Source organism: Cupriavidus sp. 01L43, from assembly GCF_056399925.1.
Window position 1 is genome coordinate 1 of sequence record NZ_JBFTSH010000008.1, and the last position, 22,201, is coordinate 22,201.

General features: G+C 65.6%; 17 protein-coding genes. 9 read left to right on the forward strand and 8 right to left on the reverse strand.

The window, feature by feature from the left end; all coding sequences use genetic code 11:
- Positions 1-4 precede the first annotated feature (4 nt).
- The 8 genes from AC1DP9_RS14970 (at position 5) to AC1DP9_RS15005 (ending at position 10,699) form a co-directional block, all read left to right on the forward strand.
- Complete coding sequence (locus AC1DP9_RS14970; RefSeq protein WP_477107883.1) at positions 5-2,770, forward strand: T6SS effector BTH_I2691 family protein; 2,766 nt, start codon at positions 5-7, stop codon at positions 2,768-2,770.
- 174 nt (positions 2,771-2,944) lie between these two features.
- Complete coding sequence (locus AC1DP9_RS14975; protein ID WP_477107790.1) at positions 2,945-3,484, forward strand: DUF6708 domain-containing protein; 540 nt, start codon at positions 2,945-2,947, stop codon at positions 3,482-3,484.
- A gap of 145 nt (positions 3,485-3,629) precedes the next feature.
- Entirely contained in the window at positions 3,630-4,448 is an 819-nt protein-coding gene (locus AC1DP9_RS14980; RefSeq protein WP_454756844.1) for a hypothetical protein, read from the forward strand.
- A complete protein-coding gene (locus AC1DP9_RS14985) occupies positions 4,445-5,383 on the forward strand; it encodes a DUF6708 domain-containing protein (protein ID WP_454756843.1) in 939 nt (312 codons plus the stop codon). The genes AC1DP9_RS14980 and AC1DP9_RS14985 overlap by 4 nt, the downstream gene beginning before the upstream one ends.
- 87 nt (positions 5,384-5,470) lie before the next feature.
- Positions 5,471-5,650, forward strand: a complete 180-nt coding sequence (locus tag AC1DP9_RS14990) for a hypothetical protein (protein WP_477107791.1) — start codon at positions 5,471-5,473, stop codon at positions 5,648-5,650.
- A gap of 96 nt (positions 5,651-5,746) precedes the next feature.
- The gene (locus AC1DP9_RS14995) at positions 5,747-6,004 is read left to right on the forward strand and encodes a PAAR domain-containing protein (RefSeq protein ID WP_454756841.1); all 258 of its coding nucleotides are present in this window, start codon (positions 5,747-5,749) and stop codon (positions 6,002-6,004) included.
- Complete coding sequence (locus AC1DP9_RS15000) at positions 6,004-7,278, forward strand: hypothetical protein (protein ID WP_477107792.1); 1,275 nt, start codon at positions 6,004-6,006, stop codon at positions 7,276-7,278. The genes AC1DP9_RS14995 and AC1DP9_RS15000 overlap by 1 nt, the downstream gene beginning before the upstream one ends.
- Positions 7,262-10,699 (forward strand): ImcF-related family protein, encoded by a 3,438-nt coding sequence (locus AC1DP9_RS15005; RefSeq protein WP_477107793.1) that lies wholly within the window; start codon positions 7,262-7,264, stop codon positions 10,697-10,699. Before AC1DP9_RS15000 ends, AC1DP9_RS15005 begins: the two co-directional genes overlap by 17 nt.
- Here the strand turns inward: AC1DP9_RS15005 and AC1DP9_RS15010 are convergent.
- The 5 genes from AC1DP9_RS15010 to AC1DP9_RS15030 all read right to left on the reverse strand — a co-directional run bounded on the left by AC1DP9_RS15010 (position 10,683) and on the right by AC1DP9_RS15030 (position 16,823).
- Positions 10,683-10,946, reverse strand: coding sequence for a formate dehydrogenase subunit delta (locus AC1DP9_RS15010; RefSeq protein ID WP_092298131.1), 264 nt, complete (start codon positions 10,944-10,946; stop codon positions 10,683-10,685). The genes AC1DP9_RS15005 and AC1DP9_RS15010 overlap by 17 nt on opposite strands.
- A 7-nt stretch (positions 10,947-10,953) precedes the next feature.
- Positions 10,954-11,814: a formate dehydrogenase accessory sulfurtransferase FdhD gene (gene fdhD, locus AC1DP9_RS15015; protein ID WP_092298128.1), complete on the reverse strand. Its 861-nt coding sequence runs from the start codon at positions 11,812-11,814 to the stop codon at positions 10,954-10,956.
- 4 nt (positions 11,815-11,818) lie between these two features.
- Positions 11,819-14,695 (reverse strand): formate dehydrogenase subunit alpha, encoded by a 2,877-nt coding sequence (gene fdhF / locus AC1DP9_RS15020; RefSeq protein WP_477107794.1) that lies wholly within the window; start codon positions 14,693-14,695, stop codon positions 11,819-11,821.
- Between the two features lie 80 nt (positions 14,696-14,775).
- On the reverse strand, positions 14,776-16,332 hold the full coding sequence (locus AC1DP9_RS15025; protein WP_477107795.1) for a formate dehydrogenase beta subunit: 1,557 nt from the start codon (positions 16,330-16,332) through the stop codon (positions 14,776-14,778).
- Positions 16,329-16,823, reverse strand: coding sequence for a formate dehydrogenase subunit gamma (locus AC1DP9_RS15030; RefSeq protein ID WP_477107796.1), 495 nt, complete (start codon positions 16,821-16,823; stop codon positions 16,329-16,331). Before AC1DP9_RS15030 ends, AC1DP9_RS15025 begins: the two co-directional genes overlap by 4 nt.
- 145 nt (positions 16,824-16,968) lie before the next feature.
- On the opposite strand from AC1DP9_RS15030, the gene AC1DP9_RS15035 reads away from it, so the two are divergent.
- Positions 16,969-18,075 carry a substrate-binding domain-containing protein gene (locus tag AC1DP9_RS15035; RefSeq protein ID WP_477107797.1) on the forward strand — a complete coding sequence of 369 codons (1,107 nt, stop codon included), beginning with the start codon at positions 16,969-16,971 and terminating at the stop codon, positions 18,073-18,075.
- A gap of 36 nt (positions 18,076-18,111) precedes the next feature.
- Here the strand turns inward: AC1DP9_RS15035 and AC1DP9_RS15040 are convergent, their stop codons facing one another.
- From AC1DP9_RS15040 to AC1DP9_RS15050, 3 genes are all read right to left on the reverse strand, one after another.
- Positions 18,112-19,839, reverse strand: a complete 1,728-nt coding sequence (locus tag AC1DP9_RS15040; RefSeq protein WP_477107798.1) for a M30 family zinc metallopeptidase — start codon at positions 19,837-19,839, stop codon at positions 18,112-18,114.
- A 146-nt stretch (positions 19,840-19,985) separates the two neighbouring features.
- The gene (gene ppk2, locus AC1DP9_RS15045) at positions 19,986-20,936 is read right to left on the reverse strand and encodes a polyphosphate kinase 2 (protein ID WP_477107799.1); all 951 of its coding nucleotides are present in this window, start codon (positions 20,934-20,936) and stop codon (positions 19,986-19,988) included.
- Between the two features lie 88 nt (positions 20,937-21,024).
- Positions 21,025-22,074, reverse strand: a complete 1,050-nt coding sequence (locus AC1DP9_RS15050) for a transporter (RefSeq protein WP_092298439.1) — start codon at positions 22,072-22,074, stop codon at positions 21,025-21,027.
- Between the last annotated feature and the right edge of the window lie 127 nt (positions 22,075-22,201).

The following is a 22,201-nucleotide window of genomic DNA, read 5'->3' on the forward strand; positions in this document are numbered from 1 at the left end:
CTGGATCTCAGAGGATGGCTACTACAGGAGCATTCCCGCGGCGACCGTCGTATCGGAAAGCTCAAGATCGCTCAAGCCTTGCAGTGACGCCGGACACGTGGAACTCGCCGGATGCATCGGCATCCCGGACGCCACGCAGGCAGGCATCGTCTGGTTCGGTTACTCCGACGTGCAATGGACGCGAAGCGTCATGGACGCGCACAGGGGGGCCGCCGGCAAGCCGCTGCGTGAACTGCATATGCGTGCCTTCGATGCGGGCGCGTGGGCCAAGGCGCACCAAACCTCACCAGGCAAGCCAGCCGGCAACGCCCGGGGCAACACGCCCCATGCGGTGCCGATCGGCGCCCTGGCCACCACCGTGGCCGACTACGTAGCTATCGCCAAATCGGCACCCATCGGCCCCCGCGCCTTCATGCCGCCTTCCGCGCCCAACTTTAGTGGGCGCGTAGGGCGAACCGATGCCACCCAATCAGCTTGTCGGCGTCGCAGCCCGGACATGCAGGCCGCGATCATCGCACTGGACGACCCGGCCGGCGTTGCGCAGGACCTCGCCGCCCTGATCCACTGGCATCAGGAGCGCTTGCTGGACACGTACGTGCCAGCCGGCAAGTACGACAAGAAAAACGGCTACGGCAACTATCCCACCACGCACCGGAATCTGGCTGCACTGGATGGTGCCATCAAGTCATTCCGGCAATCCAATGATGAAAAGGTGAAACTCCAAGTGTTCCACAAGGCGGATGTCCTTGCGGACTACCTCAAGGTCAGCTACGAAGTTGCGAGCCAAGACACGGCGTCGCGCGGGGGAATGGCCGCACCGCCGGACACACCGGAAGACGTCAAGAGAAAACAGGAAATGGATGCGGCGATCCGGAATCCTTCGCCGCAGACGATCCAGTCTGCCCAGAATGAATCGTGGGGCGAATATCTGCGCCGCTTCAAGCCGGAACTCCATAGCGCGTGGCGCAATGAGTTCAAAACGCAGTCTGACGCGCTCCAGGCCCAGCACGTCGAACCCCTGGCGAAGGCCCACGCCGCGTGGATGCGGAGCAACCTGCTCGCCAACAAGCTCGACTGCACGCACGATGGGAGCAATGCGCTAAGCGGCGACGCCTACGCGGAGACCTTGCAGCGATGCATCGCCACAACCCAGCAAATCGACGGCTGCGCCGCGGTCTACCTCCAATGGCTAAAGGGGGACATCACTGACAAGAGCAATCTGCTGCTGCGAGCGCTGGTGCTGCGCCAGGACGCACTGATCCGCGAGATGGCCGCCATGCCGCTGGACCCGGAAAAAGTACTGTGGGGAACGCTGATGGACCAGTACAAGCAGCACATGCAGGCGCTGCTCAGGCCCGCCTGGGATGCGAAGGTGAAGGCGGCTATGGCACAAGACGAGGTGGACAAGGCGAAGGCCGATTACGACAGCGCCGTCCGTGACATCGCCGAGGCGATGGATATGGGGGCGGCGGAAATTGGCGACACCCTGCGTCAACGCAGACTGAAGACTACGGCCGAGCGCCTGAGGGCCGCAAAGGCAAAAGCACGCGCCGCGAAGCAGGAAACCAATGGAAAGCTGCTACCGGACTCCGTCGCCAGCTTGCTGGTCCACGTTGCCGCTCCAATCGCCACGGCCTTGCGCGAATACAACAACAACGCCGCCGAGCGCGCGCTCGCACGCTGGATGGCGATTATCGGCGTGACGATGCGCACGCCGGTGGGCGTGATCGATGTCAGCGGCAAGGCGGGAGACACTATCAAATTCCTTGCACAGACGTTCGTCGGCAATCTCGTTGAGGCAGGCAAGCGCAGCGACAAGCCGCTGAGCAACGACCGGATCCGGCAGTTGACGGCATACGCCGAACGGCAGGTGGCGGGAAGCTTCGCCAGCGGCAATATCGGTGCATTCAACATGGCCATTGCGTCCAAGGATGTGAAAGCGAAGATTGCCGTGTTTATCACCGACGACATGGATAAGGCGCTCGCGAACATCAAGGACCCAACCAAGAAAATCGCTTGGCTGGCCGAACATGTGAAAACCCCAAAGAGCCTGCACGAATACGGCGTACTGAAGATCGGCAGCTCGATCCCGATTTACGGCGCGGTATCGCAGGGAATCCTGACAGCTATCGACGCAGTGTGGAAGTTCGCGGGCTGGGAGCAGATGCTGCAAGCCGAAGCGCAGGCGTTGTCGTTCCACAAGACATGGCAGAACGACGTGCGGGTGAGTTTGGGATTTGGTTTGTATGTAGGGGCGCTCGGTCTTGGGGTGGGAAATGCGGTGAAGGCCTATGGGACGTGGCGCAATGTGTATGCGACGGGGATGCTGGAACGGGCAGCAGGGAAAGAACTGGCCGTGCGAGCCGGGAAAGCGCTGCGTATGACGGGCGGACTGATGGCTGCCCTGTCGGGTGTGGCGGCGGCGATGGATTTGGTGGATGCCGTTCAAAGCGCGGGGCGCGGGCAATGGGCTCTTACGATACTTCATCTAACGTCGGTGGGCGCTGGAGTTAGTGCGGCAGTTTTCGCATTTTCGGCAGCTTTCGGTCCCGCAGGCAGTGCAACCGTGGTCGCCGGGCTGAGCTTGACGGGTTGGAGTCTGGTGCTGGCTGTCCTACTGGTGGCGCTGAACATGGCCATCGGCCACGTCAGGGGCGACAGCTTCGCGCAGTGGCTGGAGCGGTGCTACTGGGGCGAGTTGGCGTCAGGCCGCTATGCCGATTCTTCAACAGAACAGTCCGATTTTAGTCAAGCAATGGCAGGGGCATGATGTTTACAACGAGCAAGAAACAACGTCCGCTGAATGACCAGGATCGTGAGTGGCATGTATCGATCCATGACAGTGCAGGCGAGCCGCATGCATCAGGCCGGGCGATCCGAATGAACTCTTCCTATCTCGAGTTAGTCGACGGGTTCTACTCGAATCGCGGAGGGATGAGTGCGGTTGGAATTTTCGGACCGGATGGTGTACGTATTTCGCGGTGACGATACGGTGCTTGAAGCCCCGTGGGACGACGTGCACTTCGCCTTTCGAATCAACGCGAACATCTTTGGGATACGCATCTGGAACATATGCGGTCTCGTTCTGAAGGACAAACAGACCGTAGAGGAAATGTTCGTGTTCGGCTACGCGTCGCCCAGCCGCGACCACTGCCTGCGTCACTGGGAGTTCATTCGTCGATATATGGAGGAAGGGCCGCAGACAGTGATAGACGCACCCGGCCTCCTGGACTGCTTGCCGATTGCCGACAAACGCGAAACGCTCTATCAGGGTTGGATCGCGCTCGCGTCTCAGGATGCGTGGAACCCGGTTGCCAAGTGGGTCATGTTCCCCTTCCACGTGTTTTTCTTCCTTGGCCGTCTCGTCTGCCGCGTGACCAGCAAGGTGCCCCTATGGCCTGCCGATGTCGAAGCAGCGTGTCAGATCACGCCGGACGATCCATACGTGCGGGATTCGAGCACGAATCCGGAGGGATATCGATAGGGATGTATGCAAGCATCACTGGGCGCGCCGGGCTCGACAGTCGGCCACGTATGCCGAGCGGCAGGTTGCGGGAAGCTTCGCCAGCGGCAATATCGGGGCATTCAACACGGCCATTGCGTCCAAGGATGTAAAAGCGAAGATTGCCGTGTTTATCACTGACGACATGGAAAAGACGCTAGCGAACATCAAGGACCCGACCAAGAAAATCGCCTGGCTGGCCGAGCATGTGAAAACCCCAAAGAGCCTGCACGAATACGGCGTACTAAGAATCAGCCGCTCGATCCCGATTTTCGGCGCGGTATCGATGGGAATCCTGACCGCCATCGACGCCGTGTGGAAATTCGCGGGCTGGGAGCAGATGCTGCAGGCCGAAGCCAAGGCGTTGTCGTTCCAGAAGACGTGGACGCAGGACGTTCGGGTGAATTTGGGGTACGGGCTGTATTTGGGGGCGCTGGCGTCCGGGGCGGCGGCGGTGGTGCAGGCGTATGGGACGTGGCGCAATTTGTATGCAACGGGGATGGTGAAGCGGGCAACGGAGGAACGATATGCGACGCGCGCCAGAATTGCGTTACGCGTGGCGGGTGCACTGACGGCTGTGCTGGCGGGGGTAATGGCGGCATTGGATTTCGTGGACGCGGCTCAAAGCATGGATAACGGGCAATGGGCGTTAATGGGACTGCAATTGGCCGCAGGCACCGGTGGGGCGATTGCTGCGAGCCTTGTAATCTCGGCGGCCTTCGCTCCTGCGGGTAGTGCAACCATGGTCGCGGGACTCACCTTAACGGTATGGGGCTTGGTCCTGGCGGTTGTGTTGGTTGCAATAAGTATTGCTATCGATTACGTCAGAGGTGACAACTTCGCGCAGTGGCTAGAGCGCTGCTACTGGGGCAGGCTGGAGTCGGGTCGCTACGCCGACTTCCCAACAGAACAGTCCGACTTTAGTCGAGTGATGGCGAGGGCATGATGTTTACAACGAGCAAAAAGCAGCGTCCACTGAACAATCAGGATCGTGAATGGCATCTGCCAATCCGTCAGCGAAGGGCCGACCCGCATGCCTCAGGTTTTGCGATACGGATGAACTCCACCTATCTGGAATTGGTTGACGGGCTCTACTCGAATCGCGGAGGGATGAGCGCAGTCGGAATCTTTGGCGTGAGCTTAACCGGTGCTTTCTTGATTTCGCTCTTTCACACTGTAATCGCTCGCTATCTGAACCCAGACTGGGACCATCACGACGAGTCCGAGATGCTGTGGGCGACGATCATTTGCACAGTGATTGTTTCACTCTTCATCACCGGCATCGTCGCCTTCAACCTCAAGATCGGCGAGTGGTTCCGCTGTACGCATTACCCGTTGCGCTTCAACCGTCAGAACCGCAAGGTCTACCTATTCCGTGGCGACGACACGGTGCTGGAAGCATCGTGGGACGACGTGTATTTCACCTTGCGGGTCAACAGCCAGTTTGCGGGCGTGCGCTCTTATGGCATCTGTGGCCTCATCCTGAAGGATGAGCAGACCGTCGGAGAGATGTTCGTAATCGGCTTCGCCTCGACGAGCCTCGACCAATGCCGACACCATTGGGAATTCATCCGCCGCTACATGGAAGAAGGGCCGCAATCCGTGATTGACGCACCAGGGTTCCAGTATTGCCTGCCCATCGCAGACAAGCGGGAAACCCTCTATCAAGGCTGGGTGGCACTGGTTTCCATGGATGCATCGAACCTTATTCTCAAATGGTTCATGTTCCCATTCCACGTGTTCTTCTTCCTTGGCCGTCTGATCCACCACGCCACAAGCAAAGTGCCACTCTGGCCCGCCGATGTCGAAGCCGCCTGCCGAATCATGCCAGGCGATCCGTACGTGCGTGATTCGAGCACGAATCCAGAGGGGTATCGCTGAAGACGTTCACAAGCGGCTGATTCAAGGGATGTCGAAGCAAGAATGGCGGCGTTCAGCACCGAAGACACAGAGTAAGGACTTTGCGAAATGCGTGGCAATGACTACAAGGCGGACAAAGAGATGAAGACTGACGAGACAAGACGCGATCCGAACGCGAGCGGGATTCAGGAGCGGGCGTCAGACGAGCGGCTGGCGAAGAAATCCGGCACAGCGTTTCGCATCGTCGCGCTTCTCTTCGCTGTGATGTCGGCGTGGTGGGGGGGGTGAATAATTTTATGGATGCTGCGCGAACGATGTCGGGAGGGTGACGGTTATCACGGAAAAAGCAGTCGTTCCTCAATGCCAACTGTCAAAGGAAGCAGCATGCCAAATGCAATCTATGTGGGTGACGACACCAGCCATGGCGGCAAGGTGCTCACGGGCTCGTCACGTGTTTCGTTTAACGGACGCCCAGTCGCGCGTCAGTCCGACAGGGTTTCCTGCCCTCGCTGCGGCGAGAATGCCATCGCGGAAGGCAACGGGAAGATGCTGGACGGCAACCTGCCGCTTGCCTTTCATGGGCACAAGACGCTGTGCGGCGCGATACTGCTTTCGTCCAGCGGGGCGATAGGAAGCCGCTGATGGCCTACGATCTGCGGCGCATTGCGCCTGAGCGCGAGGTCCGACCGCTCAAGCCTGCGTGGCTTCCCTGGCTGTTCCTGCTTGCCTTGATCGGTGGCGGCGGTGCCTTGGTTGCCCTCCGCCTCTGGCCGGAGGGCGAGCCCACGCAAACGCTCTGGTTCTGGACTTGCGTTGCAGCGTTCCCGGTTATCGTGTGGGCGATGCTGTTCTTCAGCTATCTCGGGGTACTGCAGACCCAGCGGACGCGCGCCGAAGACCATAACGCGGCGCGGCGCGACTATCAGGACGCGGTGTGCCGCAAAGCCGGGGTCCCGCTGCACGTCCTGGGCGCCGGCTTCCTCTTTTCCGCGCAGGCGCACGAGAACACCGTCTCGGCGGTAGTGGAGCGGGCGCTGGAGCTCGTGCCGCGAAGCCGCTTTGCGGGCGATGGCGAGGCCATCGTCGCGCGCTGGATCGAGCCGGCCGGTTACGCGTGGCGGGCCGGCGATGACCAGGCTGATGTAGCGCGGCACCGCGACCTGTTGCCATACGTGTTCGGCTCGCTGCAGCGGCAGATTGCCCCGGAGGTCCGCGCGTTGCCTGAGCGCACCCGGCTGGTCATTCAGGTTTGCGCCGAGGCGCAGCTTGCGACTGCGGAAGTCGAAACCATCTGGCACGACACATGGCACACGCAAGGGCTCGGGGAGGCCGTGCGAACCGAGTTCAACGCAGGCGTTCCGGACCTGATCGCGGTCGACGGCTGGCTCGACGGCGCGCCCGATTTCGCGACGGACGCCGTCCACCTCCTTTGCGTGGTGCAACTGAATCCACTGCTCCACCCGCCGCCGGTTGCCGGCGCGGCGGAAGCCGGCGCCATCCTGATGTTCGCCGCCTCGCCGTTGGTTGCTCAGAAGCGGCTAGTGAGCCAGACCCTGCTCTACCGGCCGGAACGGCACGATGACAAGGATTTGGGACAGGGGCTCCGTCAGGTACTGCTGTGGAGCCGTTCGGACGGTGTCGACGTCAGGGACCAGTGGATGTCCGGTGGCTCGGCGGCGCCCATGCAGCGGGGATTGGCGGCCCATCTCGATCGCCAAGGGGTGGGTGTGCTCATGACGCCCGAACTGAAAGGCCAACATGACGTCGATCTTCGCATCGGGTCAGCGGGCGCGGCTGCGCCATGGTTATGCGTGGCCCTTGCCTCGGCTCACGCGCTGGCCTCCGGGCAGAAGCAATTGCTGAGCATCGCCGAGGCTGACGCCATGACGCTCGCGGTGGTTGGCCCACGAACTTGAGACCGGTTTCCTTATGCGATTGAATTACACGCTGGTTGCTCTTTTTGCATTGCTCGTCGCTGCCGGACTGTTCGTGCTTGGGAAAGGCGAGGTCCTGGGTCTGACGACTTCGGCGCAGCGGTTGCTTGCCATCTGCGGCCTCGTGATCTTTTTTCTGCTTGCGGCCCTTGCACATGTCACGCTGGTCAGGCGCGCTAGCCGGAAGGCTGCGATGCGCGATGTCGGCTCCGCTGAACTCGGCCCGCCATCCGAGGATGTTGTGCCGGTTGGCGAGCCATTGAGCCGCTTGCGCAGTCAACTGCAAGGGATCCATGGCCGGCGTTGGCGGTACCGTCAGCCCTGGCTACTGGTGACCGGCGATGACACGACGATCGGCCGACTGCTGCCGGCACTGGTTGAGACCGGCTGGCTGGTCACGCAGGACGCCGTGCTGCTGTGGAGCCAGGCCGACCAGGACGGGCATCCGGACGCGGCGTGGCTAAGGCAACTGTCCGCACTACGCCGCGATCGACCGATCGATGCGGTAGCGTTGACCATCGACGGCACTGCGGACCCGACTGCACAACGCCACGGCACCCATGCGTACAGCGCCACCTTGCTCCGTATCGCCGGGGCGCTGCGCTGGTCCGCCCCGGTATATCTGATCGATGTCGCCCAGGACTGTGCCCGTTCCCCGGTCATCGGCTGCGAGCTGGCCGCACCAGCAAACACACACGCCATCAGCCAGGCGCTGCAATCCCTGCGCAACCAGCTCTCGGATCTCAGTATCGAACAGTTGGTCCGCGACAGCCGCGATCGCCACATGGGCGAGTTGTCCGCGCGCCTCGACACCCGCGCCCAGATGCTTGCCGACTGGCTGGGCGGATTGGCGACCGGTCAGCGGCGGCGCATCCCGCTGCGCGGCATCATGTTCGCCTCCTATCCGAACGCCGATGCAGCCGAGGGTCCCGGCATCGAACTGCCGCTCTGGCAACACCTCGCCGAAACCGCCCGGCGGCATCCCGGCAGGCGTATCGGCTGGCACCCGGTCACGGTTTGCACCGTCGCGGTCCTGACGGCCATTGGCCTGTGGAGCGCCGGCATGCTGGTGTCCGGCGTGCAGAACGGGCGGGACGCGCACGCCGCACAGCGGGCCGTCGACAACCTCCGCTCGGCGCCCGACACGGCCGCCAGCCTGCGTGCGCTGCTTGTCCTGCAACGGCAGATCGAACGCTACGAACACCGCGCCAAGCATCACGCCGCACTGACGACACGTTTCGGCCTGAATCGCGATGCGACGATCCTCGAAGCGCTGTGGAAGCCCTACTCGCACGCCGCTCGCCAGTTGCTCACCCTGCCCGTGGAGCAGAATCTGGAAGCTTCGCTCGCCGACCTTGCGCAGATGCGCACGGACACGCTGGACGAACTGACCAGCCAGCGGGCGCTCGACGGTCAGCAAGCACTCAAGGCCTATCTGATGCTGGCCCAGCCCGAGCGCGCCGAGCCGGCCTTTCTGGCGCCGCAGCTGCTACGGCACTGGTCCACCGATGCGTGGCTCACGCCCGGCGAGCGGGACGATCTCGCCGATCGCCTGCTCAGGTTCTACGCCACGCAACTGCCTGCCAAGCCGGACTGGCGGATCGATGCGCGGCCGGAACTGGTGAACGGCGCGCGACAGACGCTGCTGGCGGTCATTGGGGAGCGCAACGCCGAAGGGACGATCTACCAGGGCATCCTCGACGCCTTCAACAACCGCGGCGGCAACCGGTACCCGGACCAGAGCCTGGCGTCGCTGACGGCCGGCACAGACCCCCGCGGACTGATCCGCACGGCAGCTGTTGTTCCCGCCGTGTTCACGCGGCAGGCGTACGAAAGCGCCATCGCCCCGTCGATCGAGGCCGCTGCCAGACGCACGGAGATTGCCCGCGATTGGGTGTTGACCGACAGCAAGCCGCAGGACGCCGAGCAGCCGGCGGACCGCTCGGCCGATGCCCTGCAGGCCGCGCTGACCGAACAGTTTTTCGCGGACTACGCAGAACACTGGCAGGGCTTCATGAACAGCCTGCAATGGGCGCCTGCGCCGACGCTCCCTGCCGCCGTCGACCAACTCAAGCTGATGGCCGACGCACGCCAGTCGCCGGTGATCGCGCTGATGACATCGCTCGAATACCAGGGCGGCGCTGGCGCGCGCAAGCATTCCCTGTCGGACACGCTGGTGGCCAAGGCGCAGGATCTGCTCGGCAAGAAGGCGGCAGGCCCCGAGGCCGCCAGACCGGAGCCGGCGGGGCCGCTCCGCGCCGCCTTTGGCCCGGTCCTCCGGCTGATGGCGCAGGCGTCAGGCCAAAGCGCCAATGACGACCTGAGCCTGCAACGCTTCCTCGACCGCGCCACCGCGCTCCGGCTACGGCTGCAGCAGATCAGCCACAGCGCCGATGCCGATGCGCAGGCCCGGCAAATGGCGCAGGCGCTGTTCCAGGGCAAAGGCTCGGAACTGGCCGATACCCAGTCCTACGCGCAGCTGATGGCCGCCAGCCTTGGCAGCCAATGGGCGGGTATGGGGGAGGCGCTGTTCGTGCAGCCCATCGCCCAGGCCACGCAGACCGTGCTGCAGCCCGCCCAGGCGAGCCTGAACGATGCCTGGCGGCAAGGCATCGCGATGGCGTGGGGACGATCGTTCGCCGGGCGCTATCCGTTCGCCGACAGCGCCAACGATGCCTCGCTGCCGGAACTGACGCGCTTCCTGCGCCCGCAGACCGGGCTGATCGGCACGTTCCTCGGTACGCAGTTGGCGGGTGTGCTGGCGTTGCAGGGGGATCAATGGATCCCTACGGCTGGCAGAGGAGATGCCGGCGGGCAGTCCGCTCTAGCCTTCGATCCGGCCTTCCTCAAGGCAATCAATACCCTGCAGCGCGTTGCGGCGCATATGCTGGTGGACGGTGAACCGGCATATCGCTTCGAGATCAAGCCCATCCCGTCCCCGGGGCTCACCGACACCTTGCTGACCCTCGATAGCCAGACGCTGCATTACTACAACCAGCAGGAGCGCTGGCAGGCCATGCGCTGGCCGGCCAATCTCGCGCAGGAGCCGGGCACCCGGCTGCAATGGCAAGCCGAACGCGCGGGCACCAACAAGCACTATGAGTTCGGGGGCCGCTGGGGTTGGTTGCGGATGCTGGAGCGTGCGCAGATCGAGCCGCTGGACAGCGCGACCTATCAGCTGACCTGGCAAGGGATACCGGATACCCGCCCGGCCGGATTGCACGACCCCGCCGCGTCCGATCCGGACAGCCTGACGCCACGCGCAGCGAAGCAACCGCCGCCTGCCGACATGGTCTATCCGCTGCGCTATCTGATGCGTACGGAAGTCGGCCAGGGGCCGCTGGAGATGCTGGCGCTGCGCGACTTCGTCATGCCGTCGCGCATCTTCATGGGACGGCAGTGACCATCGGGGCCCGCAACGTGATCTCCAGCTTCTCACGATGCCGCGCCACCGCCGCCTGCACGATGGGGATGAGCCCTTCGCCCCCATCCGTCGCGTCCACGTGTGCCAGCAGTGCGCGCCGCATGCGCGGCTCCCAGAAGCGCTTCAGGTGGCTGGCGATGTCGGCCAGCGCCTCGTCGCGGTCCGGCATGGCTTCGAAGAAGCCGCCGATCTGGTTAGCCATCTTGATCAGGTTGTCGATGTGCATGACAGGTCTAAGCCATCCGTAGTCGATGTGGATGCGCGTAGGCGACCAGGCCGCCCGCGCGCACGAATCCCGCCAGCGTGACGCCGGCCGTCCCGGCCAGGCGCACCGCCAGCGCGGTGGGGCCGGACACCGCTGCCAGCACCCCCGCCCCGATGGCGGCCGTCTTCAGCACCATCTCATAGCTCGCGCGGCTGGTCACGATGACCGCGCCGCGCCCGATATCCTCGTCCGAACGGGCCAGGGCGCCCGCCAGCTTGTCCAGCGCGTTGTGCCGGCCCACGTCCTCGCGCACCAGCGATACCTCGCCATCGGCGCGCAGCCAGCCCGCCGCGTGCGTGGCGCCGGTGTCGCGCAGCAGGGCCTGGCGGCGCTGCAACTGGGCGAAGGCGGCGTGCAGCACGGCCGGGTCGAAGGACGCCTCGCTCTGCACTGCGTGCGGCGCCCGCATGACCTCGTCGAGCGATTCGGTGCCGCACAGCCCGCAGCCGGTACGGCCGGCCAGCGCGCGGCGCCGCGCCTTCAGCGCCACGAAGGCCTCGCTGGCGATCTCGATCTCCACGGCCACGCCGTTCGGGCGCGTGACCACCTCGATGCCGTAGATGTCGCGCGGCGCCGCCACGATGCCCTCGCTCAGGCTGAAGCCCAGCGCGAAGTCCTCCAGATCGGCCGGCGTGGCCAGCATCACCGCGTGCGAGACGCCGTTGTACTCCAGCGCCACGGGCACTTCCTCGGCGATATGGTCGATCTCGGCTGTCGCCGCCATCGCTTCCCCGCCGCGCCAGCGCGTCACCGCCATCGACTGCTGGGTCGCTGGGAATTCCCCCGCCTCATCCGGCGCGGTCTCGTGTGGCGGCATGCAGCGCTTCATCGCCCTACTCCGCCGACGCCTGCACCGGCTCGCTGGCCGCGCGCAGGTGCGCCAGCTGCTCGCGGTTGAACGCCTCGTACTCGCGCTGCCAGGACGACGGCTGCGCCACCGGCATCACCTGCACCGCCGTCACCTTGTACTCGGGGCAGTTGGTGGCCCAGTCCGAGTTGTCCGTGGTGATCACGTTGGCGCCGGACTCGGGGAAGTGGAACGTGGTGTACACCACGCCCGGCTGCATCCGCTCGCTGACGATGGCGCGCAGCACCGTCTCGCCCGCGCGGCTCTGCACGCCCACCCAGTCGTCGTCCTTGATGCCACGCTCCTCGGCATCGTGCGGATGGATCTCCAGCCGGTCCTCGTCGTGCCAGTGCACGTTGTGGGTGCGCCGCGTCTGGGCGCCCACGTTGTACTGCGACAGGATGCGCCCCGTGGTCAGGATCAGCGGGTATTTGCGATTGACTCGCTCGTCGGTCGCCACGTACTTGGTGATGATGAACTTGCCCTTGCCGCGCACGAAAGCATCGACGTGCATGGTCGGCGTGCCGGTCGGCGCGTCGGCGTTGCACGGCCACTGAATGCTGCCCAGCGCGTCGAGCTTCTGGTAGCTCACGCCCGAGAAGGTCGGCGTGAGCCGCGCGATCTCGTCCATGATCTCGGACGGATGGTTGTAGTGCATCGGGTAGCCAAGCGCGTTGGCCAGCAGGATGGTGGCCTCCCAGTCAGCATAACCGCCCTTCGGGGGCATGACCTTGCGCACGCGCGAGATGCGGCGCTCCGCGTTGGTGAACGTGCCGTCCTTCTCCAGGAACGACGAACCCGGCAGGAACACGTGGGCGTACTTGGCGGTCTCGTTCAGGAAGATGTCCTGCACGACGATGCATTCCATCGACGACAGCGCCTCGGACACGTGTTGCGTGTTCGGGTCCGACTGCACGATGTCCTCGCCCTGGCAGTACAGCCCCTTGAACGAACCGGTCAGCGCCGCCTCGAACATGTTCGGGATGCGCAGGCCCGGCTCCGGGTTGATCTCGACATTCCAGGCGGCCTCGAAGGCGCCGCGCACCGTCGAATCGGACACATGGCGATAGCCCGGCAGTTCATGCGGGAAGGAGCCGATGTCGCACGAACCCTGCACGTTGTTCTGCCCGCGCAGCGGGTTCACGCCCACGCCTTCGCGGCCGATGTTGCCGGTGGCCATGGCGAGGTTGGCGATGCCCATCACCGTGGTCGAGCCCTGCGCGTGCTCGGTCACGCCGAGCCCGTAGTAGATCGCCGCATTGCCGCCCGTGGCGTAGAGGCGGGCAGCGCCGCGCAGCGTCCCGGCCGGGACGCCGGTCACGGCTTCCATGGCCTCGGGCGAGTTCTCGGGCAGCGCCACGAAGTCGCGCCACTGCTGGAACGCGCGATCCTCGCAACGCTCGGCGATGAAGGCCTCGGCCAGCAGCCCTTCGGTGACGATGACGTGCGCCATCGACGTCACCAGCGCCACGTTGGTGCCCGGGCGCAGTTGCAGGTGGAAGTCGGCGCGGATGTGCGGCGAATCGACCAGGTCGATGCGGCGCGGATCGGCCACGATCAGCCTGGCGCCGGCGCGCAGGCGCTTCTTCATGCGCGAGGCGAACACCGGGTGGCCGTCGGTCGGATTGGCGCCGATGACCATGATCACATCAGCCTTGGCCACCGAGCGGAAGGTCTGCGTGCCGGCGGACTCGCCCAGCGTGGTCTTCAGGCCATAGCCGGTGGGCGAGTGGCAAACCCGGGCGCAGGTATCGACGTTGTTATTGCCGAAGGCCGCGCGCACGAGCTTCTGCACCAGATAGCCTTCCTCGTTGGTGCAGCGCGACGAGACGATACCGCCGATCGAATCCTTGCCGTGCTCGGCCTGGATACGCTTGAACTGCGAGGCCGCGTAGCCGATGGCTTCCTCCCACGACACTTCGCGCCACGGGTCGGTGATCTTCGCCCGGATCATCGGCTTGAGGATGCGGTCCTTGTGCGTGGCGTATCCCCAGGCGAAGCGGCCCTTCACGCAGGCGTGGCCCTCGTTGGCCTGGCCGTCCTTGTACGGCACCATGCGCACGACCTCGTTGCCCTTCATCTCGGCCTTGAACGAGCAGCCCACGCCGCAATAGGCGCAGGTGGTCACGGTGCTGTGCGATGCCTGCCCCAGCTTGATGACCGAGGTCTCGGTCAGCGTGGCGGTCGGGCAGGCCTGCACGCAGGCGCCGCAGGATACGCAGTCCGAGTCCATGAACGACTGGCTCGTGCCGGCCGCCACGCGGGACTCGAAGCCGCGCCCGCTGATGGTCAGCGCGAAGGTGCCCTGGGTTTCCTCGCAGGCGCGCACGCAGCGGTTGCAGACGATGCACTTCGAGGCATCGTAGGTGAAATACGGGTTCGATTCGTCCTTGGTCAGCGCCGTGTGCGTGGCCACCGGCACCGCGCTGGCGCCGTCGTTGTAGCGCACCTCGCGCAGGCCGACCACACCGGCCATGTCCTGCAATTCGCAGTTGCCGTTGGTCGGGCAGGTCAGGCAGTCGAGCGGATGATCGGAAATATAGAGTTCCATCACGCCGCGCCGCAGGTCGCCGAGCTTGTCGCTCTGGGTGCGGACCTTCATGCCCGCCTCCACCGGCGTGGTGCACGAGGCCGGGTAGCCGCGCCGTCCCTCGATCTCCACCAGGCAGAGCCGGCACGAGCCGAAGGACTTCAGCGAATCGGTGGCGCACAGCTTGGGTACGCCCACACCGGCCTCGGCCGCCGCCCGCATCACCGAGGTGCCGGCCGGCACCGTGACGGCCACGCCGTCAATTTCCAGCGTCACCTGCGTCTCGGACAGGCTGACCGGGGTTCCAAAATCGAAATCGTCGCGTGCGTTCAAGGGATGTCTCCCGTCAAACTTCGTAGGGCTGCGCGCCCCTGAGGGGCGCGTCGTTCTTTGATCTGGCTCGGTGATCCGGCTCAGGCGGCCTTGGCGGACTTCGGCGCGAGGCCGAAATCCTCCGGAAACTCGTTCAGCGCGGAAAGCACCGGGTACGGCGTCATGCCACCCATCGCGCAAAGCGAGCCGTTGAGCATGGTGTCGCAGAGGTCGCGCACCAGCGCCACCTGCTTCACCGGCTGCTCGCCGGCAATGATCCGGTCGATGACCTCCACGCCGCGCGTGGAGCCGATGCGGCACGGCGTGCACTTGCCGCAGGACTCGATCGCGCAGAACTCCATGGCGTAGCGGGCCATTTTGGCCATGTCCACGGTCTCGTCGAACACGACAATGCCGCCGTGGCCGACCACCGCGCCGAAGGCGGCGAAGGCCTCGTAGTCCATCGGCGTGTCGAAGCGCGACTCGGGCAGGTAGGCGCCCAGCGGCCCGCCGACCTGCACCGCGCGGATGGCCCGGCCGCTGCGCGTGCCGCCGCCGTAGTCCACCAGCAGTTCACGCAGCGTGATGCCGAACGCCTTCTCCACCAGCCCGCCTTGCAGGACGTTGCCGGCCAGCTGGAACGGCAGCGTGCCGCGCGAGCGGCCCATGCCGAAGTCCCGGTAGAACGTGGCGCCGCGCGCCAGGATCACCGGCACCGTGGCCAGCGAGATCACGTTGTTGATGACGGTGGGCTTGCCGAACAGCCCTTCGATGGCCGGCAGCGGCGGCTTGGCGCGCACCACGCCGCGCTTGCCTTCCAGGCTCTCCAGCAGCGCCGTTTCCTCGCCGCAGACATAGGCCCCGGCGCCCTTGCGCACTTCCAGATGGAAGCGCCGGCCGCTGCCGCGAATGTCATCGCCCAGCCAGCCGGCCCGCGTGGCCAGGGCGATGGCCGCCTCGGTCACGGCAATCGCGTGCGGGTATTCGGAGCGGGTATAGATATAGCCGCGCTCGGCGCCGACGGCGAGGCCGGCGATCGTCATGCCTTCGATCAGCATGAACGGATCGCCCTCCATGACCATGCGGTCGGAGAAGGTGCCGGAGTCGCCCTCGTCGGCATTGCAGACGATGTACTTGATGTCCGACGCCGCGCCCAGCACGGTCTTCCACTTGATGCCGGTGGGAAACGCGGCGCCGCCCCGGCCGCGCAGGCCCGAGTCGGTGACTTCCTGGACGATCTGGGCCGGCGCCATGGCCAGCGCGCGGATCAGCCCCGCGTAGCCCTCATGGGCGATGTAGTCGTCGAGCGAGAGCGGATCGGTGATGCCCACCCGCGCGAAGGTCAGCCGCTCCTGCTTCTTCAGGAACGGGATCTCGTCGGTCAGGCCGTGGGCCAGCGCGTGCGCGCCGCCGGTCAGGAAGTCGGCGTCGAACAGGCCGGGCACATCGCTGGCGGCCACCGGCCCGTAGGCCACGCGGCCCGCGTCGGTCTGCACCTCGACCAGCGGCTCAAGCCAGAACAGGCCGCGCGAGCCATTGCGCACGATGCGCACGTCCACGCCGCGCTTGGCGGCTTCCTGTTCGATGGCGCGCGCCACATCGTCGGCGCCGAGGGCCAGCGCGGTGGAGTCGCGCGGGACGAAGATCGTCGTGCTCATGCCTGGACCTCCGCCTCGGTAGCCTCGGTAGCTTCAGGCAGTGCCGCCACCAGCGCGTCGAAGCGCTTCGCATCGACGCGTCCGTGGAGCTGTTCGCCCATCAGCATCGCCGGGCCGCATGCGCACTGGCCCAGGCAGTAGACCGGCTCCAGCGTGAAGCGGCCATCGGCCGTGGTCTCGTGGAAGCCGCAGCCCAGCGCCCGGCTGGCGTGCGCAGCAAGCGCGTCGGCGCCCACGGACTGGCACGCCTCGGCGCGGCAGACCTGCACCACGTGCCGGCCCGCCGGCTGCTCGCGGAAATGGTGATAGAACGTGATCACGCCGTGTACTTCGGCGCGCGAGAGATTCAACGCCTTGGCGATGACCGGCACCGCATTGGCGGGAATGAAGCCGTGGCTGTCCTGAATCTCGTGCAGGATGGGCAGCAGCGCGCCCGGCATGTTGCGCCGGGCATCGACGATGCGCGTAATGGAATTGGGGATGTCCGGCATGGTTGTCTCCGTGCTTGTCATCGTTCTGGCCCCGGGACCACATAGGCTATTTATTTCATATTCCGGGGTTTCGCAGCTGGCTCTTTGGGCCTTTTCGCGACTATAAGCCCGTGATTTCTGGCGTTCAATATGCTATTTTCTGCATATGCTACGTATCTCGATCGAGCCCCATCTCCAGATCCGCGACGACGCCGCCCCCGATGCCGCGCGGGCCGCGCCCAGCCTTGATGTGTCACGGCTGGTGGCCCTGCTTGGCCATATCGAGGCCACCGGCAACATCGCCCAGTCGGCCGAGGCCGTGTCGTTGTCTTACCGCTACGCCTGGGGCATCCTGCGCGACGCCGAAACGCTGTTCGGCGGCGCCCTGATCGCCAAGACACGTGGACGGGGATCCACCCTGACGCCGATGGCCCAGCAGTTGGTGTGGGCCAGCAAGCGCATCGCGGCGCGGCTCTCGCCCACGCTGGACAGCCTGGCGTCCGAACTGGAAATCGAACTGAAGAAGCTGATGGATGCCACCGACCCGGCCGTGCGGCTCTACGCCAGCCACGGTTTCGCGGTGGCGGCGCTGCGCGACTATCTCGACGAACAGAAGGTGCGGCACGACCTGAAGTACTGCGGCAGCCTGGAAGCCGCGGCGGCGCTGGCCGAGGGTGCGTGCGACGTGGCCGGCTTTCATGTGCCGATTGGGGCACTCGAACAGGATACCCTGCACCGCTTCGCCGCCTGGCTGCGGCCCGAGACGCATTGCCTGATCCATCTCGCCGTGCGCTCCCAGGGTCTCTTTGTGCGGCCCGGCAACCCGCTTGGCGTGGAAACGCTGGAAGACCTGGTCCGGCCGGACGTGCGATTCGTGAACCGGCAGGTCGGCTCGGGCACGCGGCTGCTGCTGGAGCTGATGCTGGCGCGGCGCGGTATCGACCCGAACCGGATCGAGGGCTTCAGCAATGGGGAGTTCACGCACGCGGCGGTGGCGGCCTATATCGGCAGCGGCATGGCCGATGTGGGCTTCGGCGTGGAGACGGCAGCGCGCCGCTTCGGGCTCGAATTCGTGCCCGTGCTCAAGGAGCGCTATTTCTTTGCGATCGGAAAGGCGGCGCTGCACAGTCCGGCGCTGGCTGGCGCGGTGTCGGCCATGCGCAGCGCGGCCTACCGTGAACGCGTCAACGCGCTGCCGGGCTACGACGGCGCGCTGACGGGAACCGTGCTGACCTTCGAAGAGGCGTTCCCGGGCATGCGCTATAAGTCATAGGGGATGCCGGGAAGCGATCGGACCCGGCAGGACCGATCAGTAGGCCACGACGGACAGCGTCACGCCGGCCGGCAGGCGCACCTTGTCGCTGTAGACGCCATTGGTGGCCGTGCGCTTCAGCGGCAGCGTGCCGAGGCCCTGCAGGAAGGTCGGCACCGACGCCGGCAGCTTGCGCAGCGCGGCATTGGCGGTGGAGGACGGGTCGATCTCCGGCAGCTCGAAGGTGCCGTCGGTCCAGCGCGGGTAGCCGTAGCCGGTCGGCGCCTTGTCCGCCGGCATGCCGCTGCCGTTGGTCGCCGCCCAGCGCGTCAGCGCCAGGTTGAAGGACAGGCCCGGCTGGGCCGCCTGGATCGCCTGGTCGAGCACCGTCTTGGAGCCCACCACCTGGCGCGTCAGCAGATCCTTATAGAAGGGCAGCCCGAGCTGGCGGTCCAGGAAGCCGCCGAAGCTGCCGGAGACCGAGTAGCTCTCGCACGTGCCGCCGCCCGTGAAGGTCAGCAGCGGGCAGTTGAAGCCGCTGTAGCGGTAGAAGTCCGGGAAGCGCACATCGCGGATCGCGTTGTAGGTCGGGTCGATGCTGTAGCTGAGGAAGTCCTCCATCTGCATCGCCGTCATTTCCTCGAGCCAGTCGTCGTACGCGTAGGCGGTGCCCATCTTCACGGCGCGGCGGTAGAAGTTCTGCATGTGCGTCCCTTCGTGCGCCATGGTCATCTTCATCGCCTTCATGCCGGTGGCGCCGCCCAGGGCCAGCGTCTCGCTGTCCAGGTACAGCGAAATCGACTCGTTGCTGCGCGAATCAGCCGTCTTCAGCAGGTTGTGCAGGCCCCAGAAGTAGCCCACGGTGCCGCCCGGGGCGCCGTTGCCGTCGAAGTTCAGGATGACGATGTCGATCGGCTGGCCGGCGGGCAGCACGGTGTCCGGATGCGTGTTTGCGCCCCAGACCGCGCCGCCGATGCCCGTCAGCAGGTCATAGATCTTGCCCGTGCCGGCGAAGGCGGCGCCCAGGTCGTCGACGATGGTCGAGTCGATGCCGTTGACGACGTTGTACTGGGAGTCTTCCACCCAGACGTTGACGAGGGTGCCGTCGGTGGCGGTCATCTGCTTGCGCAGCGTGGCCGGGCGCGTGGAGCCGTCGGTGTGGTACCAGGACTTCGTCGAACCCACGCCCGGCACGGCGACGGCATGTGGCGCCGGCACGCCCAGCGTCTGGCGCAGCGGTTGCGCGGCGGCAACCTTCTCGGCCCAGCCGGTGCGGTTGAATTCGGCGATCTCGCGGCGGCGGGCTTCGGCCTCGGCGTCAGCGGTCAGGGCCTGGGGCGACAGGCGGGTCACCGTGGTGGCATCGAGCATGCTGGCGGAGAGCCCGGCCGGCATCAGCGCCAGGGTGTCCTTCACATTGGTCAGCAGCAGCGAGATCGAGGTGCCGAGCAGGCCCGAGATCGAAAACTGCACGTCTTCGGAGGTGCCGCCGGCGTTGGTGTGGCCCCAGATGCCGGTGCCCGCGCCCGAGAAGGTGGCGCTGGTAGCGGCGCTGCATTGGACGCCGCTGCAGGCCTGGTCGAGGCCGGTCACCAGCAGCGGCTGCGTCGGGACTACGGGCGTGTTGGTGTCGCCGGCCTGCTGCTGCGTCGTGGTGGTAGTGGCGGCATTGTCGCCACCGCCGCCGCCGCAGGCGGTGAGCGCAAGCGCCGCCAGGACGGTCAGCGCGGGCAGGCCCCGCGAAAACAGGGACAGATCAGAACCACGCACAGCAAGGCGACGCATCAGGACACTCCCAAGAAATAGGTGAGCCCCCGGCAGGGTGCCGGGGCGCGTCCTGTCTTAACGGCGGGCGTCACCCGTGCTTTAGGGATTTGTCAGAATTTGTCGCGTTCTGTCGTTTTTGCTGCTTTGGGACCAGATCTGGCGGATCAGTAGACTTCCGGCACGATCATCGAGTCCGGCACCGGCTGGCGCGTGTAGTCGGCATGGCGCTCGCGCTCGGGCAGCACGATGACCGGCTGCGACGGCTCCACGTACGGCATCTGCGTCAGCAGGTGGCGGATGCAGTTCAGCCGCGCGCGCTTCTTGTCCACGGCCTGCACGATCCACCACGGCGCCTCCGGAATATGGGTGCGCTCGAGCATGGTCTCCTTGGCCCGGGTGTAGTCTTCCCAGCGGCGGCGGGACTCCAGGTCCATCGGGCTCAGCTTCCACTGCTTGAGCGGATCGTGGATGCGGCTCAGGAAGCGCAGGTGCTGCTCCTCGTCCGAGATCGAGAACCAGTACTTGACGACCTGGATGCCCGAGCGCACGAGCATGCGCTCGAACTCCGGCACCGAGCGGAAGAACTCCTCGTACTGGTCGTCGGTACAGAAGCCCATCACGCGCTCCACGCCGGCGCGGTTGTACCAGCTGCGGTCGAACAGCACCATCTCGCCGGCGGCCGGCAGGTGCGACACATAGCGCTGGAAATACCACTGCGTGCGCTCGCGGTCGTTGGGCGCCGGCAGCGCGGCCACCCGGCACACGCGCGGGTTCAACCGCTGCGTGATGCGCTTGATCACCCCGCCCTTGCCGGCGGCGTCGCGGCCCTCGAACAGGATCACCACCTTGTGGCCCGTGGCCACCACCCAGCTCTGGAGCTTCACCAGTTCGCCCTGCAGGCGGAACAGTTCGCGGAAGTACATGTGACGTTCCGCGCGCTCGGCCTCGCTGTCGGAGACGTCCGAGCTATCGCCGGGCCCCCCCGATTCACGCGCCAGCAGGCTCTGGATCACCGAAGGATCCCGGTCCTCGAGCTCCAGTTCCAGTTCCTCGTCGTAGTAGTCCGCCACCTCGCGGTGGATGCGCCGGATCAGCGCTTCGTCGTTGTAATCCATGGCAAATCCTCCGTCATGTCCTGCATCGGCTATGGCGAAATATCGTACGCCTGACCCATGGCAATTGCATGAATTTGCGTGGTGCGGGTCACTCCGCCTGCTTCCGGAACGCCCATCGCCCGGCCAGCACCGAGAAGCTGCCCACCACCGCCACCAGCACCCAGAAGCCGTGCGGGTGGTCGGCCAGCGGAATGCCGCCCACGTTCATGCCAAAGAAGCCGGCCACGATGTTGATCGGCAGCGCCAGCACGGTCACCAGCGTCAGCGTGAACAGCGTGCGGTTGGTCTGCTCGTTGAGCTTGGCGGCGATTTCTTCCTGAAGCAGCTTGATCCGCTCCACCAATGCGGCGAGGTCGTCGAGCACGAGCGAGAATTCCTCGGTCGACTCGCGCAGCGCCTGCAGGTCGGCCTCGCGCAGCCACGCCGGCGGGCGGTTCAGCAGCCGAAACAGCGCGCCGGGCTCGGGCGCCAGCAGGCGCTGCAGCCGCACCAGCCCGCGCCGCATGGCGCCCAGGTCGGCACGGTTGCCCTGCAGCCGCTGGGACAGCAGGCGGTCCTCGATCTGGTCCACGCTGACCCCGGTTTCACGCACGATCTGTACCAGCACATCGGCCTGATCGCGCAACAGGTGCACGACGAGATCCAGCGGCGAGCGGAAGTCCTCGCCCCGGCGCACGGCGGCGCGCAGCTTGTCCACGGAGCGCAGCGGGCGTGCCCGGGCGGTCACCAGCAGGCGGTGGTCGGCGTTGGCCCAGAGGGTGGAGATGTCGGTCGAGGTCACCCCGAAGTTGTAGATCACGTCGTTGACCACGGCCAGCAGCGCGTCTTCCTGGCGCTCGATGCGCGTGGAGTGCGACCCCTGCCGCAGCGCCTCGAAGAAATCGTCGGGCAGGCCGAGGTGCATCTTCATCCAGCGCTCGCAGGCGCTGTGCGACAGGTTGAAATGCAGCCACAGGAACGGCCCGTCATGGGGACGCGCCTGGGACGGATCGGCGTCCGCCGCATCCTGGCGCTGCAACCAGGCTACTGCCTCGGCGGATGGAATCTCGCGCGGCGGCTGCCCCGGCTCGAACAGGAACCCGTTGACGAGCCCCACCGGATCGGAACCATAGCCGGATTCGACAATGCCGGATTGCATGAAACCCCCTGTCCCTTCGTCGATGATCGACACGATGTGCGCCAGCGCGCGACGCTAGCACAACAGCGTGAAAAGTCGGTGACAGACCCCCCATCCCGCGCGAATCCGAACGCGCCGAATGCACTAT

Coding starts and splice junctions, on each gene's coding strand:
- AC1DP9_RS15040 (WP_477107798.1), bottom strand. CDS start 19,839: ATGCGTCGCCTTGCTGTGCGTGGTTCTGATCTGTCCCTGTTTTCGCGG.
- AC1DP9_RS15010 (WP_092298131.1), bottom strand. CDS start 10,946: ATGCACATCGACAACCTGATCAAGATGGCTAACCAGATCGGCGGCTTC.
- fdhD (WP_092298128.1), bottom strand. CDS start 11,814: ATGAAGCGCTGCATGCCGCCACACGAGACCGCGCCGGATGAGGCGGGG.
- AC1DP9_RS15025 (WP_477107795.1), bottom strand. CDS start 16,332: ATGAGCACGACGATCTTCGTCCCGCGCGACTCCACCGCGCTGGCCCTC.
- ppk2 (WP_477107799.1), bottom strand. CDS start 20,936: ATGGATTACAACGACGAAGCGCTGATCCGGCGCATCCACCGCGAGGTG.
- AC1DP9_RS15050 (WP_092298439.1), bottom strand. CDS start 22,074: ATGCAATCCGGCATTGTCGAATCCGGCTATGGTTCCGATCCGGTGGGG.
- AC1DP9_RS14995 (WP_454756841.1), top strand. CDS start 5,747: ATGCCAAATGCAATCTATGTGGGTGACGACACCAGCCATGGCGGCAAG.
- AC1DP9_RS14985 (WP_454756843.1), top strand. CDS start 4,445: ATGATGTTTACAACGAGCAAAAAGCAGCGTCCACTGAACAATCAGGAT.
- AC1DP9_RS15035 (WP_477107797.1), top strand. CDS start 16,969: ATGCTACGTATCTCGATCGAGCCCCATCTCCAGATCCGCGACGACGCC.
- AC1DP9_RS14990 (WP_477107791.1), top strand. CDS start 5,471: ATGCGTGGCAATGACTACAAGGCGGACAAAGAGATGAAGACTGACGAG.
- AC1DP9_RS15000 (WP_477107792.1), top strand. CDS start 6,004: ATGGCCTACGATCTGCGGCGCATTGCGCCTGAGCGCGAGGTCCGACCG.
- AC1DP9_RS15030 (WP_477107796.1), bottom strand. CDS start 16,823: ATGCCGGACATCCCCAATTCCATTACGCGCATCGTCGATGCCCGGCGC.